General features: G+C 66.2%; 19 protein-coding genes. 14 read left to right on the top strand and 5 right to left on the bottom strand.

Annotated features, from left to right (window positions below; translation table 11 throughout):
• The first annotated feature begins 27 nt into the window (after positions 1–27).
• Together purD and GB880_RS10150 are read left to right on the top strand one after the other, a co-directional pair.
• Positions 28–1,308, top strand: coding sequence for a phosphoribosylamine--glycine ligase (gene purD / locus GB880_RS10155; protein WP_263467109.1), 1,281 nt, complete (start codon positions 28–30; stop codon positions 1,306–1,308).
• Positions 1,309–1,526: 218 nt separating this feature from the next.
• Positions 1,527–3,089: a 2-isopropylmalate synthase gene (locus GB880_RS10150; RefSeq protein ID WP_263467108.1), complete on the top strand. Its 1,563-nt coding sequence runs from the start codon at positions 1,527–1,529 to the stop codon at positions 3,087–3,089.
• A gap of 36 nt (positions 3,090–3,125) precedes the next feature.
• Here GB880_RS10150 and GB880_RS10145 read toward each other — a convergent pair whose 3' ends face one another.
• A complete protein-coding gene (locus GB880_RS10145; protein WP_154492786.1) occupies positions 3,126–3,968 on the bottom strand; it encodes a glycosyltransferase in 843 nt (280 codons plus the stop codon).
• 233 nt (positions 3,969–4,201) lie between these two features.
• Here GB880_RS10145 and GB880_RS10140 point away from each other — a divergent pair, with 233 nt between their 5' ends.
• The 8 genes from GB880_RS10140 (at position 4,202) to GB880_RS10105 (ending at position 13,360) form a co-directional block, all read left to right on the top strand.
• Positions 4,202–5,236: a rod shape-determining protein gene (locus tag GB880_RS10140; protein ID WP_154492784.1), complete on the top strand. Its 1,035-nt coding sequence runs from the start codon at positions 4,202–4,204 to the stop codon at positions 5,234–5,236.
• Positions 5,237–5,246: 10 nt separating this feature from the next.
• Positions 5,247–6,179 carry a rod shape-determining protein MreC gene (gene mreC, locus GB880_RS10135; RefSeq protein ID WP_154492782.1) on the top strand — a complete coding sequence of 311 codons (933 nt, stop codon included), beginning with the start codon at positions 5,247–5,249 and terminating at the stop codon, positions 6,177–6,179.
• A complete protein-coding gene (locus GB880_RS10130) occupies positions 6,172–6,702 on the top strand; it encodes a rod shape-determining protein MreD (RefSeq protein ID WP_154492780.1) in 531 nt (176 codons plus the stop codon). Before mreC ends, GB880_RS10130 begins: the two co-directional genes overlap by 8 nt.
• A gap of 2 nt (positions 6,703–6,704) precedes the next feature.
• The gene (gene mrdA, locus GB880_RS10125; RefSeq protein ID WP_154492778.1) at positions 6,705–8,648 is read left to right on the top strand and encodes a penicillin-binding protein 2; all 1,944 of its coding nucleotides are present in this window, start codon (positions 6,705–6,707) and stop codon (positions 8,646–8,648) included.
• Positions 8,645–9,787 (top strand): rod shape-determining protein RodA, encoded by a 1,143-nt coding sequence (gene rodA, locus GB880_RS10120; protein WP_154492776.1) that lies wholly within the window; start codon positions 8,645–8,647, stop codon positions 9,785–9,787. The genes mrdA and rodA overlap by 4 nt, the downstream gene beginning before the upstream one ends.
• Positions 9,765–10,718, top strand: a complete 954-nt coding sequence (locus GB880_RS10115) for a 2-hydroxyacid dehydrogenase (RefSeq protein ID WP_229774335.1) — start codon at positions 9,765–9,767, stop codon at positions 10,716–10,718. The genes rodA and GB880_RS10115 overlap by 23 nt, the downstream gene beginning before the upstream one ends.
• Positions 10,719–10,851: 133 nt before the next feature.
• On the top strand, positions 10,852–12,273 hold the full coding sequence (locus tag GB880_RS10110; RefSeq protein WP_154492774.1) for a mannose-1-phosphate guanylyltransferase/mannose-6-phosphate isomerase: 1,422 nt from the start codon (positions 10,852–10,854) through the stop codon (positions 12,271–12,273).
• 88 nt (positions 12,274–12,361) lie between these two features.
• Complete coding sequence (locus GB880_RS10105; RefSeq protein WP_154492772.1) at positions 12,362–13,360, top strand: ABC transporter substrate-binding protein; 999 nt, start codon at positions 12,362–12,364, stop codon at positions 13,358–13,360.
• Here GB880_RS10105 and GB880_RS10100 read toward each other — a convergent pair.
• Positions 13,350–13,676 carry an arsenate reductase family protein gene (locus GB880_RS10100; protein WP_154492770.1) on the bottom strand — a complete coding sequence of 109 codons (327 nt, stop codon included), beginning with the start codon at positions 13,674–13,676 and terminating at the stop codon, positions 13,350–13,352. The two genes, GB880_RS10105 and GB880_RS10100, sit on opposite strands and share 11 nt — an antisense overlap.
• On the opposite strand from GB880_RS10100, the gene GB880_RS10095 reads away from it, so the two are divergent.
• Positions 13,659–13,802 (top strand): hypothetical protein, encoded by a 144-nt coding sequence (locus GB880_RS10095; protein ID WP_154492768.1) that lies wholly within the window; start codon positions 13,659–13,661, stop codon positions 13,800–13,802. The genes GB880_RS10100 and GB880_RS10095 overlap by 18 nt on opposite strands.
• Here the strand turns inward: GB880_RS10095 and GB880_RS10090 are convergent.
• Complete coding sequence (locus GB880_RS10090) at positions 13,796–15,100, bottom strand: DUF3422 family protein (RefSeq protein WP_154492766.1); 1,305 nt, start codon at positions 15,098–15,100, stop codon at positions 13,796–13,798. The genes GB880_RS10095 and GB880_RS10090 overlap by 7 nt on opposite strands.
• A gap of 177 nt (positions 15,101–15,277) precedes the next feature.
• Between GB880_RS10090 and GB880_RS10085 the strand changes: the two genes are divergently transcribed.
• The 3 genes from GB880_RS10085 (at position 15,278) to grxD (ending at position 16,513) form a co-directional block, all read left to right on the top strand.
• Positions 15,278–15,787: a L,D-transpeptidase family protein gene (locus GB880_RS10085; protein WP_154492764.1), complete on the top strand. Its 510-nt coding sequence runs from the start codon at positions 15,278–15,280 to the stop codon at positions 15,785–15,787.
• A gap of 70 nt (positions 15,788–15,857) precedes the next feature.
• Positions 15,858–16,100, top strand: coding sequence for a BolA/IbaG family iron-sulfur metabolism protein (locus tag GB880_RS10080; RefSeq protein ID WP_154492762.1), 243 nt, complete (start codon positions 15,858–15,860; stop codon positions 16,098–16,100).
• A 50-nt stretch (positions 16,101–16,150) separates the two neighbouring features.
• A complete protein-coding gene (gene grxD / locus GB880_RS10075; RefSeq protein ID WP_154492760.1) occupies positions 16,151–16,513 on the top strand; it encodes a Grx4 family monothiol glutaredoxin in 363 nt (120 codons plus the stop codon).
• 54 nt (positions 16,514–16,567) lie between these two features.
• Here grxD and GB880_RS10070 read toward each other — a convergent pair whose 3' ends face one another.
• Positions 16,568–17,272: a phage holin family protein gene (locus tag GB880_RS10070; RefSeq protein ID WP_154492758.1), complete on the bottom strand. Its 705-nt coding sequence runs from the start codon at positions 17,270–17,272 to the stop codon at positions 16,568–16,570.
• Between the two features lie 5 nt (positions 17,273–17,277).
• Complete coding sequence (locus GB880_RS10065) at positions 17,278–17,736, bottom strand: DUF883 family protein (RefSeq protein WP_154492756.1); 459 nt, start codon at positions 17,734–17,736, stop codon at positions 17,278–17,280.
• Positions 17,737–17,924: the final 188 nt, after the last annotated feature.

Raw genomic sequence — 17,924 nt, 5'->3', positions numbered from 1 at the left:
CCCATGCAGTCGCAAGGGGGGCCATGCATGAACATCCTGATCCTGGGCGGTGGCGGGCGCGAACATGCGCTGGCCTGGGCCATCCGGCAGAACCCGAAATGCGACCGGCTGTTCGTCGCCCCCGGCAATGCCGGGATGGAGGGGCTGGCCCGGCTGGCTGACCTCGACATTCTTTCCGGCCCTGCCGTCATCGGCTTTTGCGAGGAAAACGCCATCGACCTGGTGGTGATCGGCCCCGAGGCGCCGCTGGCCGCAGGGGTGGCCGACGACCTGCGCGGCGCGGGGATCCTGGTCTTTGGCCCTTCGCGCGCGGCCGCCATGCTCGAGGCATCCAAGGCGTTCACCAAGGAAATCTGCGACGCCTGCGGCGCGCCCACCGCTGCCTGGGCGCGCTTTGACGCCGCGGGGCCGGCGCGCGAGCACATCCGCCGCCACGGGGCGCCCATCGTGGTCAAGGCCGACGGGCTTGCCGCCGGCAAGGGCGTCACCGTCGCCATGACCGAGTCCGAGGCGCTGGCCGCCATCGACGATGCCTTCGGCGGTGCCTTTGGCGCGGCCGGGGCCGAGGTGGTGATCGAGGAGTTCATGCAGGGCGAGGAAGCCAGCTTCTTCGTGCTGTGCGACGGCCAGGACTGCCTGCCGATCGGCACCGCCCAGGATCACAAGCGCGTCGGCGACGGCGACACCGGCCCCAACACCGGCGGCATGGGCGCCTATTCGCCGGCCCCGGTGCTGACCCCTGCCCTGCAGGATCAGGTGATGGAGCGCATCGTGCGCCCGACGGTCGCGGAAATGGCCCGTCGCGGCACGCCCTTCCAGGGGGTGCTGTATGCGGGGCTGATGATCCAGGACGGCGAGGCGCGGCTGGTCGAATACAATGTCCGTTTCGGCGACCCGGAATGTCAGGTGCTGATGATGCGGCTCGGCGCGCAGGCGCTGGACCTGATCCTGGCCTGCGCCGAAGGGCGGCTGGCCGAAGCCGCCGTCACCTGGGCCGACGATCACGCGCTGACCGTGGTGCTGGCCGCACAGGGTTATCCCGGCAGCTATCGCAAGGGCACCGCCATCGCGGGACTGGAGGGGTTACCCAGCGATTCCGCGCATATGGTCTTTCATGCCGGCACCGCGCGCGGAGCGCAGGGGCTGATTGCCACGGGCGGCCGGGTGCTGGCCGCAACTGGGCGTGGCGCAACGCTTGCCCAGGCACATCAGCGCGCCTATGAGCTTGCGCGTGCGATCGACTGGCCCGACGGCTTTTATCGCCGCGACATCGGCTGGCGGGCGCTGCCGCGCGATACCGACCAGTGATTTTCGGTCTTTCCAAGCCTTGCACCGCAGCTTTATAGTGCGCCCCATGACTCGGATGCGACAGATCATTGTCTCGGCCCCGGACGCGCCCATGGGCGGGCGTCTGGCCGTGAATCTCCGCGGTCTTCTTCTGCTTACGCTGCGCTGAGCGGGTCCCCGGGCCGCCGCTCAGTCAGGGTCGTGCCCGGAGCACATCAGCACGAAGAAGGATTCCGACCGTGACCGACAAGAACCGCGTATTGATCTTTGACACCACGCTGCGCGATGGCGAACAGTCGCCGGGCGCCACCATGACCCATGACGAGAAGCTGGAAATCGCCGGCATGCTGGACGACATGGGCGTCGACATCATCGAAGCAGGCTTTCCCATGGCGTCCGAGGGCGATTTCGCAGCCGTGAGCGAAATCGCGCGCCGCAGCCGCAATTCGGTAATCTGTGGTCTGGCGCGCGCCCAGATCCCGGATATCGACCGCTGCTGGGAAGCGGTGCGCCACGCCCGCCAGCCGCGCATCCATACCTTCATCGGCACCTCGCCGCTGCACCGCGCCATCCCCAATCTGGACATGGACCAGATGGCCGAGCGCATCGAGCAGACCGTGACCCACGCCCGCAACCTGTGCGACAACGTGCAATGGTCGGCCATGGATGCCACCCGCACCGAACACGACTATCTGTGCCGCGTGGTCGAGATCGCCATCAAGGCCGGGGCCAGCACCATCAACATCCCCGACACCGTGGGCTATACCGCGCCGCGCGAATCCGCCGCGCTGATCCGGATGCTGCTGGAACGGGTGCCCGGCGCCGACACTGTGATCTTTGCCACCCACTGTCACAACGACCTGGGCATGGCGACCGCCAACGCCCTGGCCGCGGTCGAGGCGGGTGCCCGCCAGATCGAATGCACCATCAACGGCCTGGGCGAACGCGCCGGCAATACCGCGCTGGAAGAGGTGGTGATGGCGCTGAAAGTGCGCCATGACATCATGCCCTTCACCACCGGCATCGACACGACCAAGATCATCGGCCTGTCGCGGCGCGTGTCACAGGCCTCGGGCTTTGTGGTTCAGCCCAACAAGGCCGTGGTGGGCAAGAACGCCTTCCTGCACGAATCCGGCATCCATCAGGACGGGGTGCTGAAGAACGTCGAAACCTTCGAGATCATGCGCCCCGCCGACATCGGCCTGAACGAGGCCAATATCGCCATGGGCAAGCATTCCGGCCGCGCGGCGCTGCGCGCCAAGCTGCGCGACCTGGGCTATGACGTGGGCGACAACCAGCTCAAGGACATCTTCGTCCGCTTCAAGGCGCTGGCCGACCGCAAGAAGGAAATCTACGACGACGACCTGGTCGCGCTGATGCAGGACAGCGCCGCCAATACCGACCACGACTATCTGCAGGTCAAGCATCTGCGCGTGGTCTGCGGCAGCGACGGACAGTCGGCCGACCTGACCATGATCGTCGGCGATCAGGAAAAGACCGTCCACGCGACCGGTGACGGACCGGTGGACGCCTGTTTCAACGCGGTCAAGGCGATCTGGCCGCATGAGGCGCGGCTGCAGCTCTATCAGGTGCATGCCGTCACCGAAGGCACCGATGCCCAAGCAACCGTTAGCGTCCGGATGGAGGAAAACGGATGCATCGTGACGGGTCAGGCCGCCGACACCGACACCATCCTGGCCAGCGTCAAGGCCTATGTCGGGGCGCTGAACCGGCTGAAGGTGCGGCGCGAGATGGTCGGCGAAGGCGCCGACGCGAAACAGGTCAGCATGTATTCACACTGACCGCGCGGCCCTGGCGCGCGGATGGCGGGGCGGCGATCAGGCCGCCCCCTTTCGCCTTGCAAAGCCCAGATCGGCGCCGCGCAGGAACGGGAAATCCTCGGCCAGGGCATCGTGGAAGGATTCGGGCGACAGTTGCCGGAACCATCTGGGAAAACGGGCGACGATAGTGGCGACGGAATCGCCTTCGTCCCAGCGCGTCTGCACGTAGCCCAGCCCCTCGACATCGGTCAGGGCGGGGAAATGTTGCGGCAACTGGAAGTGGTCGAAGGCATGGATGCAGCGCCCCGGGCCGCGCATGCGCACCGCCGCGCCCGCGCCCAGAAAGGGCTGATGCGCGCGCCAGTAGCTGACCGGCTCGCCCCCATAACTGCCCAGCACCAGCCCTTGCGGATAGCTGATGGCAAAGCCCGGCAGGTCCTCCATGCGGCGGGCATGGCGGCGCAGTCGGGCCACATGATGGCGGCTGACGGCGTCGTCGTCATCGACGCGAAACTGGATCACCGGCCGCCCGCCCGCCGCATCGGCCGCCGCGCGCAGGTGATCGCGCAGCGCGTTCTGCGTGTCGCGCCGATCCGACACGATCACCCGGATCTGCGCCACCCCCGCGCACAGATCGCGCAGCCTCTGCATCCACGGTTGCGGCAATTCGGGCGAGGTCAGCACCCAGAACTGGAAATCCGCGTCGGTCTGGGCCCGGACCGAGGGCAGGCACATCGTCTCAAAGGCGGCAAAGCGGCGCTCCAGCCGTTCGGGCGCATAAAGCATGGCCTTGCGCCGGGCCAGGATGTCGGGACCAGACCGGTCAAGACCGGCGGTGCCGACCCAGTCGCAGCGACCCAGAAACGAGAACCGGCAGATTCCCACGATGCTGTCGCCCATGTCGGTCCCTGTTCAGATCGTCGCCTGGCCAGCCTAGCGGGCAGGTCCGACCGGTCAAGCGGGGCACCGCCACAACGCGCGATCATGGTAAATTTCGGGTTTTCCCGCCTTGGGTGACAGCATATATCTCGGCCACCCTGGGGGGCGACTCGCCGGGGCAATCGGGCAATTGCCGCTCGCAAAGGGCGGCAGAAACGGCCGTCGCGGGCAGGCACGGCAGAAGGGATAGTCACATGGCCTTTGGCGGGTTGTTTTCCACCGATATCGCGATCGACCTGGGCACGGCGAACACGCTGATCTACGTCAAGGGCAAGGGCATCATCCTGAACGAGCCGTCGGTCGTGGCCTATCACGTCAAGGACGGCAAGAAACAGGTCCTGGCCGTGGGAGAGGACGCCAAGCTGATGCTGGGCCGCACCCCTGGCAGCATCGAGGCCATCCGCCCGATGCGCGAAGGCGTGATTGCCGATTTCGACAGCGCCGAGGAAATGATCAAGCATTTCATCAAGAAGGTGTTCCGGCGCACCAGCTTTTCCAAGCCCAAGATCATCGTCTGCGTGCCCCATGGCGCCACCCCGGTCGAAAAGCGGGCCATCCGCCAGTCGGTGCTGTCCGCCGGCGCGCGCAAGGCAGGCCTGATCGCCGAACCGATCGCGGCGGCCATCGGTGCCGGCATGCCGATCACCGAGCCCACCGGCAGCATGGTGGTCGACATCGGCGGCGGCACCACCGAGGTGGCGGTGCTGTCGCTGGGCGATGTCGTCTATGCCTGCTCGGTGCGTATCGGTGGCGACCGCATGGACGAGGCGCTGATCAACTATCTGCGCCGCAACCACAACCTGCTGATCGGCGAGGCCACCGCCGAGCGGGTCAAGACCCAGATCGGCACCGCCCGCATGCCCGATGACGGCCGCGGCGCCACGATCATGGTGCGCGGACGCGATCTGCTGAACGGCATCCCCAAGGAAATGGAAATCAGCCAGGCCATGGTGGCCGAGGCGCTGTCCGAACCCGTGCAGCAGATCTGCGAGGCGGTGATGGTCGCGCTGGAGGCGACGCCCCCCGACCTGGGCGCCGATATCGTCGATCGCGGCGTGATGCTGACCGGCGGCGGGGCGATGCTGGGCGAACTGGATCTGGCGCTGCGCGAACAGACCGGGCTGATGGTCAGCCTGGCGGACCAGCCGATGAACTGCGTCGCGCTGGGCACAGGCAAGGCGCTGGAGTTCGAAAAGCAGCTGCGCCACGTCATCGATTACGACAGCTGATCGCCGGGCAATGCCGCGCAAGGGCCCCGATTACGCCGCCCCGGTCCGGCGCATCCTGGTGTCGCTGCTGGTGCTGGTGCTGCTGGCGATCTTTCTGTTCTGGAAGATCGACAGCCCCAGGGCCGAGCGCATGCGCGCGGCTTTTGTCGATCGCTTCGTGCCCAGCATGGAATGGGTAATGAGCCCGGTCACCAAGCTGTCGCGCATGGTGGCGGGGTTCCAGTCCTATGCCCGGCTTTATGAACAGAACCAGGAACTGCGCCGCGAATTGCAGAAGATGGCCGCCTGGAAAGAGGCCGCGGTGCAGCTGGAACAGGAAAACGCCAAGCTGCTGGCACAGAACAACGTTCGTATCGATCCGGCGCTCACATCGGTTTCCGGGGTGGTGCTGACCGACAGCGGCACCGCCTTTCGGCAGTCGGTGCTGCTGAATGTCGGCGCGCGCGACGGCATTCTGGACGGCTGGGCCACCATGGACGGCCTGGGACTGGTCGGCCGCATCTCGGGCGTGGGACAGACAACCAGCCGGGTGATGCTGCTGACCGATCCGTCAAGCCGCATCCCGGTGACGATCCTGCCCTCGGGCCAGCACGCGCTGCTCAGCGGCGACAATTCGGCATTGCCGGCGCTGGAATTCATCGAAAGCCCGGAAAACCTGCGCCCTGGGGACAGGGTCATCAGCTCTGGCGATGGCGGCGTCTTTCCTCCGGGTCTGCCTGTGGGTCAGGTCGTCATGGCAAGCGATGGCCGCCTGCGGGTGCGCCTGGCTGCCGATTATGGGCGGCTGGAGTTTCTGCGCGTGCTGCGCAGTCACCCGGCCGAGCGTCTTTCGGACAGCGGCCTGTTGATCCCGCCCCCGGCCGCGGATTTCATCGGTCCGCCCATGCCGCCGATGGCCAGCGTGGACGAAGCCGCCCCCGCCGAAGAGGGCGCGGATGATTGAGCCGCTTCGCCGGCAGCGCCTGCTTGGGCAGGCGTTGTTCGTTCTGCTGTTCATGGCCATTGTCTTTGCGCGCCTGCTGCCTCTGGCGCCGGGCCGGATAGCCTGGCCCGGCCCGGACCTGGGTCTGTGCCTGACGCTGGCGTGGGTGCTGCGCCGACCCGACCAGATCCCGGTGCTGACCATTGCCGCGCTGTATCTGATCGAGGATCTGCTGTTCCTGCGGCCGCCCGGTCTGGGGGCGGCCCTGGTCGTGCTGGCCAGCGAATCCGCACGAAGGCGTGAACCGCGTTGGCGGCATCTTCCATTCGTGATTGAATGGTGGCGCGTGGCAATGCTGATTGCGGTGCTGATGGTGCTGAACCGGTTTATCCTGACACTGTTCTTCCTTCCGACGGTCGGCCTGGGCCAGGTGCTGCTGCACTGGATCGCAACGGTGGCGGCCTATCCGCTGATTGCGCTGTTGATCGGGCGCATCCCCGGCCTGTCGCGCAATCCTGCCGAACGCGAGGCGAGGTTGCGGTAATCATGCGCAAGTCCGAACGCGAAGTCAGCGAAAGCAGCCGCATCATCACCCGCCGGGTTCTGATGCTGGGCGCGATACAGGCCGCAGTCGTCAGCGTCCTGGGATTGAAGCTGCGGTCGATGCAGATCGAACATGCCGATCAGTATCGGATGCTTTCCGACGGCAACTCGATCAAGATCCGGCTCTTGCCGCCGGCCCGCGGGCTGATTCTCGACCGCAACGGCACCATCATTGCCGGCAACGAACAGAATTACCGCGTTACCCTGACCCGAGAAGAGGCCGGCGATGTCTCGGCCGTGATCGCCCGGCTGCGCCAGATCATCCCCATGACCGACCGCCGCGCCGCCGAACTGCTCGAGGAAATCCGCAAGCGCAGCGCCGTCACCCCGGTGATGGTGGCCGACCGCCTGACCTGGGCCGAGTTTTCCTCGATCGCGCTCAATGCGCCCGCCCTGCCCGGTGTCACGCCCGAGGCGGGGCTGTCGCGCAGCTATCCCCGGGCCGGCGACTTCGCCCATGTGCTTGGCTATGTCGGCCCGGTATCGGATTACGATCTGTCCAAGATCGAAAATCCCGATCCCGTCCTGCGCCTGCCCGAGTTTCAGCTGGGCAAGGTCGGCATGGAGGCCAAGCTGGAAGAGGTGCTGCGCGGCAAGGCGGGCGCCCGCCGGGTCGAGGTGAACAGCGCCGGGCGCGAGATGCGCGAACTGTCGCGACAAGAGGGACAGCAGGGTGCGACCGTCCAGACAACGCTGGACGCGGGCTTGCAGAATTTCGCCACCCAGCGCCTGGGCGAGGAAAGCGCGGCCGCGGTGGTGATCGACGTGACGAATGGCGATATCGTGGCCATTTCCTCATCGCCCGTATTCGATCCCAACAAGTTCGTGCGCGGCATTTCCGGCCCGGATTATCGGGCGCTGATGAACCACGACCATCGCCCCCTGGCCGACAAGACAGTTCAGGGGGCCTATCCTCCGGGCTCGACCTTCAAGATGGTGACCCTGCTGGCGGGGCTCGAGGCAGGGGTGATCAATCCCGGTTCGCGCTTCTATTGTCCGGGATCCTTGCAGGTCGCGGGACGCCGCTTTCACTGCTGGAGCCGGGGCGGCCACGGCACCGTGAATGCGATCCAGAGCCTGGAGCAGTCCTGCGACGTATTCTATTACGAACTTGCCCAGCGCGTGGGCATCGACCGTATTGCGGCCATGGCGCGCAAGCTGGGCATCGGCGTGCGCCACGACCTGCCGATGTCGGCCATCACCGAAGGCATCGCGCCCGACCGCGCCTGGAAGCGGGCGAAATACAATCAGGAATGGCAGTTGGGCGATTCCATCAACGCCTCGATCGGGCAAGGGTATGTTCTGGCCTCGCCTCTGCAATTGGCGATCATGACCGCGCGCATCGCCACCGGCCGGGCGGTCCAGCCCCGGCTGGTGCGGGCCATCGACGGGGTGACGCAACCGGTGCCGGAATGGCCCGACCTCGACATAAACCCCCTGAACCTGCGCACCGCGCGGGCAGGTATGGATGCGGTGATGAACGGCAGCCACGGCACCGCCAGGCGCAGCCGGATCCTTGCCCCCGAATGGCAGATGGCGGGCAAGACCGGCACCAGTCAGGTGCGCAACATCACCGCCGCCGAACGCGCGCGCGGGGTGATTTCAAACGATCAACTGCCCTGGAACCGGCGCGACCATGCGCTGTTCGTCTGCTACGCGCCCTATGAGATGCCGCGTTATGCGGTGTCGGTTGTGGTCGAACACGGCGGCGGCGGCTCGACGGCCGCGGCGCCGATTGCCCGCGACATCCTGCTTTACGCGCTGGCGGGCGGGCTGCCGCCGATCACCGCCTATCCCGACAGCGAACGCGCCAAGGTGCAGGAAATGTGGTCGCGGATGAACCTGGCCCCCAGCACCCCCCAATCGACCGAGCGCGCCAAGGCATGAGCTATCTTGACTATCACATGGCCCAGGCGCCGACCGGCTGGCGCAAGATCCTGTATCTGAACTGGCCGGTGGTGTTTCTGGTGACTGCGGTCAGCTGCATCGGCTTTCTGATGCTGTATTCGGTATCGGGCGGCGACATCGACAAATGGGCCATGCCGCAGATGGAACGCTTTGCCGTCGGCATGGTGCTGATGTTCGCCCTGGCCTTTGTGCCGATCTGGTTCTGGCGCTCGATCGCGGTTGTGGCCTATGTGGTCTGCGTACTGCTGCTGGTCCTGGTCGAAATCATGGGCGACATCGGCATGGGCGCGCAGCGCTGGCTGGTGCTTGGGCCCATCCGAATCCAGCCCTCGGAACTGACCAAGGTCGCGTTCGTGATGACCCTCGCGGCCTATTACGACTGGCTGCCGGTGGACAAGGTCTCGCGCCCGTTCTGGGTGCTGGTCCCGGTGGTGCTGATCCTGCTGCCCACGGGCCTGGTGCTGATGCAGCCCGACCTGGGCACCTCGATCATGCTGATCGCGGGCGGCGGCATCGTGATGTTCGCGGCCGGCGTCAGCCTGTGGTATTTCGCCGCCGTCATCGCCATCGTGGTCGCTGGCGTCACCGCGGTAATGGAAAGCCGTGGCACCGACTGGCAATTGCTGCACGACTATCAGTTCAAACGCATCGACACCTTTCTTGACCCCGGATCGGATCCGCTGGGGGCGGGCTACAACATCGCCCAGGCACAGATTGCGCTTGGCTCGGGCGGCTGGTCGGGGCGCGGTTTCATGCAGGGCACGCAATCGCGACTGAACTTCCTGCCCGAAAAGCACACCGATTTCATCTTTACCTCGCTGGCCGAGGAGTTCGGTTTTGTCGGCGCGGGCTCGCTGTTGCTGCTGTATGTGCTGATCCTTGGCTTCTGCATGCATTCCGCCCTGACCAACCGCGACCGCTTTGCCAGCCTGCTGACCATCGGCATCGCCGGCACGTTCTTTTTGTATTTCTCGATCAACATGGCAACCGTCATGGGGATGCTGCCGGCCAAGGGCTCGCCGCTGCCGCTGGTCAGCTATGGGGGAACATCGCTGATGATCCTGCTGATGGGGTTCGGCATCCTGCAATCGGCTCATGTCCACCGGCCGCGCGGATGAGGCGGCGGGGATGAAGGTGCTGTTTGCCGCCCCGGATCGGTTGTGGAACGCCTGGGCGCCGGCGCTGCGCGCGGCCTGCCCGGAAATGCAGCTGTGCCGCGACGGCCCGGCCGAGGATTTCGACGCGCTGATCTATGCGCCCGGCTATCCGCAGGATGGGGCCGCGCTGGATTTCACCCCGTTTCGGCGCGCCCGGCTGGTGCAAAGCCTGTGGGCGGGGGTCGAGCGCATCATCGACAACCCGACCCTGACCCAGCCGTTGTGCCGCATGGTCGATCCCGGCCTTGCGCAAGGCATGACCGAATACTGCCTGGGCTGGGTCTTGCGGTCGCATCTGGGCATGGACCGCTATGCCCAGGACGGCGAATGGCGCAACGCGCTGACGCCGCCGCTGGCCAGCGAAAGACGGGTCACGGTTCTGGGCCTGGGGGAACTGGGCGCGGCGGTCGGGCGCGCCCTCGCCCACCTGGGTTTTCAGGTCACCGGCTGGTCGCGCCGCGCCCGCCCGATTGCCGGGCTGCGGGTGCTGGGACAGGACGACCTCGGGGCGGCGCTGGCGGGCGCGCAGATCCTGGTCTGCCTGCTGCCGGACACGCCACAGACCCGCAACCTTATGAACCGCGAGCGGCTGGCGCTGCTGCCGAAGGGCGCGACCATCATCAATGCCGGTCGCGGCAGCCTGATCGATGACGAGGCACTGATCGCCGCACTCGACCGCGGCCATCTGGACCATGCCGTGCTGGACGTGTTCCGCACCGAGCCCCTGCCCCGCGAACATGGCTTCTGGCGACATCCCCGGGTCACGGTGACGCCGCATGTCTCGGCCGAGACCCGGCCGCAAACGGCGGCCCCGGTGGTGGCCGAAAACCTGCGCCGGGCCATGCGCGGGGCGCCGCTGCTGTATCAGGTGGACCGCTCCCTGGGCTATTGAGCGGCCTTTGCGCCGCACCGGCCCGCGTGCTAAGCGATGACCGTGGCCGAGCGGCATCTAGCGCAACTTGCGCGGGAACGCGACGCGGGAAATACTGGGGCCGGAATCGCCCGCCCGATGGAGTGCAGTGTTGATGACGATTACCCCAGTGCTACTGGCCGGCGGTTCCGGCACCCGGTTGTGGCCGGTGTCGCGCAAAAGCTTTCCCAAGCAGTTCGCGCCGCTGATCGGCGAGGAAAGCCTGTTCCAGGCCTCGGCCCGGCGGCTGTCGGGCGATCGCTACGGCGCGCCGCTGGTGATGACCAATGCCGATTTCCGCTTCATCGTGGCCGAACAGCTGGACCAGATCGGCGTTCGCGCCGCCGCCATCCTGATCGAGCCCGCCGGCCGCAATACCGCACCGGCGATTCTGGCCGCCGCGCTGCACGCGCTGGCCGATGACCCCGATGCGGTGCTGCTGGTCGCGCCTTCGGACCATGTGGTCCCGGATGCCGAGGCCTTTGGCCGGGCCGTCGATCTGGGCCTGCAGGCGGCGCGGGCCGGCCGCATCGTCACCTTCGGCATCACCCCAACCCGCCCGGAAACCGGCTATGGCTATATGGAGGCCGAGGGCCAGGGCCAAGGCCCGCTGGTGCTGAAACGTTTTGTCGAAAAACCCGATGCGGAAACCGCCGCCCGGATGATTGCCCAGGAAAGCTTCCTGTGGAACGCCGGCATCTTCCTGTTCCAGGCCCGCGCCATGGTCGCCGCCTTCCAGGCCCATGCGCCGGAATTCCTGACCCCCGTCCAGGCCGCGCTGACCGAGGCGCGCAGCGACCTGGGCTTTCTGCGGCTGGCCCCCGAACCCTGGGAGCGCCTGCCCGACCTGTCTGTGGATTACGCGGTGCTGGAGCATGCCGACAACCTGTCGGTCGTGCGCTTTTCCGGTCACTGGTCGGATCTGGGCGGCTGGGACGCCGTCTGGCGCGAGGCGCAGATCGCGGCCCCCGCGCCGCGGGGCGTGGTCGTCGATGCCCAGTCCACGGCGATTGACTGCGACAACGTGCTGCTGCGATCGCAGGATCATGGCATCGAGGTGGTCGGCATCGGCCTGAACAACCTGATGGTGGTGGCCACGGATGATGCCGTGCTGGTCGCCGGCATGGATCGCGCCCAGGACGTGCGCAAGGCCGTCAGCGCGCTGAAGGCCAAAGGCGCGCGCCAGGCAGAAAGCTTTCTGCGCGACCACCGGCCTTGGGGCTGGTTCGAGACCCTGGCCCTGGCCGACCGCTTTCAGGTCAAGCGCATCGTCGTGAACCCCGGCGCCGCGCTGTCGCTGCAATCGCATTTCCACCGCTCGGAACACTGGATCGTGGTGTCGGGGACCGCGCGGGTGACGGTCAACGACACGGTGACGCTGGTGACCGAAAACCAGTCGATCTATGTGCCGCTGGGGGCCGTACATCGGATGGAAAACCCTGGCAAGGTGCCCATGGTGCTGATCGAGGTGCAGACCGGCGCCTATCTGGGCGAGGACGACATCGTGCGCTACGAGGATGTCTATGCCCGCGGCTAGGCGGGACTGACCGGCACCACGCGCTCGCGGCAACGTGCGCCGGGGCGGCTTGCGGGCTGCGGGGGTGGCGGCTAACCATGGCCCGGTGATGACAAGATTGCTGATGATCCTGCTGCTGGCGGTGGCGCCGCTGGCCGCGCATGGCCAGGCGCTGACGCTGCAATTGCGCGGCCCCGGCCTTGGCGAATCCGCCGGATATGTGCTGGCGCAGAAGCGCGGCTATTTTCAGGATCTGGGGCTGCAGGTCCATCTGCGGCCTGCCCCGACCCAGGACAACCATCCCTTTGAAACGCTCGCCCGCGGTCAGGCGGATGTCGCGGTCGAATGGCTGCCGGTCGCGCTGGTCGCGCGCGAAAACGGCCTGCCGGTGGTCAATCTGGCGCAGATGCAGCGCCAGCCCGCCTTTCGGCTGACCTGCCTGCGCGATGCCGGCGTCGTTTCGGCCCCCGATCTGCGCGGACGCAGCATCGGCAACTGGTTCGGCGGGGGCGAATATCCACTGCTGGTCTGGCTGCACCGCCTGGGGCTGGCGGTTGACGACAGCCTGACCGGCGTCGGCCTGATGCGGCAATGGTCCGACCCCGCCCAGATGCTGCGGCACCGGCAGGCGGCCTGTGTCAGCAGCCTTGACCATGACCCGTTGCCCGACGATCCGGCAATAACGGTGCTGGACCCGCAGGCACAGGGCGCCGCCCTGCCCGAGGATGGGCTGTATGCCCTGGCGCCCGATCTGGCGCGGCCGGAATTCCGCGACATGCTGGCGCGGCTGTTGCAGGCCAGCCTGCGCGGCTGGCGCGAGGCCGCCGCCGATCCGCAGGCTGCCGCCCGGTTGGTGCTGGGTGAGGATGCCGACCCCCAGACCCTGCAGCGCCAGACCCGGATCATCGCCCGGCTTGCGCCGACGATGTCCGACACCGGGCGGCTGGATCATGGCGATCTGCAACGCACAGCCGAGATGATGCGCGCCGCCGGCCTGCTGCGACAGATGCCGCGCGACGCCGCCACCGATCTGGTGGTGCAGCTTGGCCTGACCGCCCCGGACCCCGCCGGCACAGCCGGCGGCGAGGCGGCCGCCGTCAGGCGCTGACGCCCAGCGCCCGCTTGACGTTCGCCGTCCAGCCCAGCAACCGCTGGTCGCCCTGGACAATGGCGGGACGCTTCATCAGCGAAGGTTTCGCCGCGAGCATCTGCAACGGCGTGCCGCCGCGCTCATCCTCGGACATGCCGCGCCAGGTCAGGCTGGCACGGTTCACGATCTTATCGCCGAATTCGTCGATCATCCGGGTCCATTCCGCTTGCGACAGCGGCTCCTTGGCCACATCACGGAAGCTGACCTGCCAGCCCGCCGCCTCAAGCTCGGCCTGCGCCTTCTGGCAGGTTGAGCAATGGCCAAGGCCATACATCTGCAACTGCCCCGCCATCAGATCAACGGCACCAGCGGAACATTGCAGGCGGTCAGCGACATGACCGCCACCAAAGAGATGATAAGTCGCATCAAGTTCCCCTTTCAATCTTATGAAAATCAATGATGTTCATGGGTGCCGTCATGTAGTCGGGCGCGGATGCGCCGCATGCCCAGCCAGACGCAGATGACCGCCACAGGCGTCAGGATCGCGGTCAGCAAGGCCTTGTCCATATGGATGACCTTGGCCAGCGGATACAGCGCGTAACCCAGCAGCCCGACGGCATAATAGCTGATCGCCACCACCGAAAGCCCCTCGACCGTGTGCTGCAACCGCAGCTGCAGGTCGGCGCGCCGATCCATGCGCTGCATCAGTTCCTGGTTCTGGGCCCCGCGCCAGACATCGACGCGGGTGCGCAGCAGTTCGCCCGCGCGTTCGCTGCGGTCCAGCATGGTAGCAAGCCGGCGTTCTGCCGATTTCGCCGTCCGCATTGCCGGCAGATAACGCCGCGCCATGAATTCGGTCAGCATCTGCCCGCCCATGAACCGGGTTTCGCGCAGCGAAGCAACACGGTCCATCACGATTGCCTCATAGGCCGTGGTGGCGCCAAAGCGAAACGCGTGCTGGGTCGCGGCGCTTTCCAACCGGGCCGATACGGACAGCAGGTCGTGCAGGACCGCCTCGGCCGGACGCGCGTCATCGGTCATGCTCTGGACGATGTCGGTCAGCTGGGGGTCCAGCGCGTTCAGCTGTTCGGTCAGCTGCCGGGCGCGCCCCAGCCCCAGCATGGACATGGCACGATAGGTTTCCAGATCCAGCAGCCGCTGGACGATGCGTCCGATGCGGCCGCTTTGCGTGCCCGGCTTGACGAACAGCGCAAAGCGCATCCAGCCGGCAGGGTCGATGCGGAAATCGCCTGCGACGACGGCCGCCTCCTCCAGCACCCAGACGGTAGCAAGACTGTCCGCAGCGAACCATTCAGAAAGTCGCGGCAGGATCTCTGCCGGATCCTCGGGCAGGAAATCGACCTGCATCATCACCGCCGCGATGCGCTTGCCGGGTGCGACATGCTGCCAGTCGCGCGGGAAAATGTCTGCGGCCGACGGGTCGAAAGGGCGCACCGGCAAACCGGGCGAAAAGGCGGCATAAGTCACGAATTCCGTGTGACTTTCCCAGCGAAGGCTGTGACGCCCCAGTTGCGCGGCGTAATGGCCGGCGCTGGTATCGGGCCGTGGCGCGCCGTGACGTCCGCACAGATCGGCCAGATGCGCGACATCGCGCCCTCGGTCACGGTTTGCCGCATCGCCAGGCTCCTTGAAGGCCAGATAGACGGCCGTGCATGGCGCCTTCAGCCGCGGCGAGGGCCGGGCGTGCAGTTCATTGACCAGCGCATAGCGCAACGGATGTTCGTCATCGGCGTTCATGGGGCCTGAATAGCGGTCAAAATTCCCGTCGCAAAAAGAAAAACGCTACTGCGTGGCGGGCCATGGCAAAACTGCCACGCCCCAAAGGTCATTTCCCGATTTCGTGACCGGCCGGGCGGTTGCCCCGCCGGCAGGCGACAGGCAAGATGCCCGCAAAAGCAACATGGGGACAGGCGCATGACTGGCTGGCTGGCACGTTTCGTGGCCGTGGCACTGATGCTGACGATTGCGGCCTGTGCGCCCAGCAAGTTCCGCAGCTATTCCGGGCCGCCGGTCACGCAAATCGTGGTCAACAAGAGCCAGCGGCAGATGCTGCTTTACAGCGGCAACACGGTGCTGAAGGCCTATCGCATCGGCCTTGGCACCTTTCCTGTCGGGCACAAGCAGTTCGAGGGCGACGGCAAGACCCCCGAGGGGCTTTACTACATAGATCGGCGAAACCCCGACAGCCGCTATCACCTGTCGCTGGGCATCTCATACCCGAATGCCCAGGACAGCGCGACCGCAGCCGCGCTGGGGCGCAGCGCCGGCAGCGACATCTTCATCCATGGCCAGGGGCCCGAAGGTCGGGTGCTTTCCCGCACCAACCGGGACTGGACGGTGGGCTGCATTGCCGTCACCGATCCCGAGGTCGAGGAAATCTATGCCATGGTGCAGGACGGCACCCCGATCCTGATCAACCCCTGATGCGGCCGCGGCCACCTTGCGGGCCGGGCGGGCTTCCCCTACATCTGAAGCATCAGTGAAAGGACCAGCCATGGCTATGGAAGCTCAGGACATCGAGGCGCTGATCCGCGCCGCATTTCCGAACGCCCGGATCACCATCACCGACCTGGCGGGGGACGGCAACCACTATGCCGCCGAGGTGATCGATGAAAGCTTTCGCGGCCAGAACCGGGTGCAGCAGCAACGCGCCGTCTATGCGGCCTTGCAGGGCAGCATGGACGGTCCCAACGGGGCGCTGCATGCGCTGGCGCTGACCACCAAGGCCCCGGAATAAGTCACATCAGCGACGCCTTCGCCCGCGCCGCCCTATCAAGGAAGACCCAGATGACCGATGCGCGTCAGCAGATTCAGGAAACCATCGACAACAACGATGTGGTGCTGTTCATGAAAGGCACCAAGGAAATGCCTCAATGCGGTTTTTCCAGCCGCGTGGCCGGGGTTCTGAATTACATGAATGTCGAATATCGCGACGTCAACGTGCTGGCCGACCCCGATATTCGCCAGGGGATCAAGGATTTTTCCGATTGGCCGACCATTCCCCAGCTTTACGTCAAGGGCGAGTTCGTGGGCGGCTGCGATATCGTCACCGAAATGACATTGTCGGGTGAACTGGACCAGCTGTTCGACAAGGCGGGTGTGGCTTACGACAAGGACGCCGCCAACAAGATCCGCGAAGCAAACGCCTGATTCGCTTTGTGAATTTTGCAAAAGCCCGCGATGATCTCGCGGGCTTTCGTGTCTCTAACGGTAATCCGGCCAGTCGTCGTCGGCATCGTGCCAGTCGTCGACCTCGTCGCGATGACGCCAGTCCTGAAAGCGCGACGCAAGCGTCATGCCCACCGCAAACGCCCCCAGCAAGGGCGCAAGCGTAGCGGCGTTGGATTTTCCCCCGCGGCTCAGCCCGTCCTGCGCCTTGCGCAGGGTTTGCGGGGCGATGCCCAAGCGGTCCATGATCGCTTCGCCGCTGCGGCGCGCGCTCCCGACGACGCGCGATTCCGCGCGTTCGGCCAGCAGGTCAGCCTTGTAGGCAAGCGTGTCGGCGACCGAATGAACCTTTTGCCCCGTTCGCTCGACCAGCTGGCTGGCAGCCTCGCTGGCGCGATTGATCGCAGCATCGGCAACACCGGTTGCACGATCCACAGCCTGATCGGCCAACAGCGTCAGGTTCTGGGCGACCTCGGATTTCAGGTCATCCGTTGTCGGCATCGGGTGGCGTTCACGACGGGCGCCAGCCAGGGCAATCAGGCCCACAGCCACGAATGTCGCGCCAATCGCAAGCGAGGCGCCCAACGGCCCCCAGTGCAGGTGATGCGCCAACCAGATCCACAGCGCCGAGATCAGAAAGCCCACGCCGACGACAACTGCCCCGACCGCGCCGGCACCAAGGCCGGCGCGCCGCAGCTTGTCACTCAGGGCAAGCTGCATGTTTCGGGTATAGTTGAACATCGCTTTCAGCGCCGCGCGATGATCAGGCCCAGAAGGAAGCCGACACCGGCCGCGATCCCCAGCGCCTGCGCGGGGTTGCGGCGGACCATGCTGGACACCTCGTCATAGTATTCCTCGGCGTGCTGGGCCACTTCACCGGCGCGGCGCTCGCCTTCGCGATAAAGACGACGGGCTTCGTCACGTGCGCGCTCGGCATATTCATGGCCGCGTTCCTTGGCGGCTTCCACTAATTCGGCACCCTTGTCGCGCGCAGTTTCATAAAGTTCGGCACCGCGCTGCTTTGCGGTTTCCAGCGTGTCCTGCGCATCTTCGGCCGCGCGGCGTGCGTGCTTGCCCAGATCGTCGGCCGCATCCCGCATGTGCTTGCCTACATCTTCGGCGGCGTTGCGGGCGTGCTTTCCGGCGTCCTCGGCGGCATTGCGGGCGGCGTGTTTCAGGTCGTCAGCGGTAACTTCATGTGCCATTGGAATGTCCTTTTCCTCAGCAAAGGCGATTTCGGGATAACAACGGTTCAGAGCCCGCTTCGTTCCAGCCCTGGGCGCAAATTCCAGCAGCGCGCATGCACGGCGTCGTGATCGACGGCTTGCCAGCAATCCCCCAGAAGGGGTTGAATGGAACAAGACACCGAAGTCAGGCATCGTGACGCCGCGTC

It is taken from the genome of Paracoccus sp. SMMA_5_TC (assembly GCF_009696685.2).
GTDB lineage: Bacteria > Pseudomonadota > Alphaproteobacteria > Rhodobacterales > Rhodobacteraceae > Paracoccus.
This window is presented reverse-complemented; position numbering and strand designations above follow the sequence as displayed.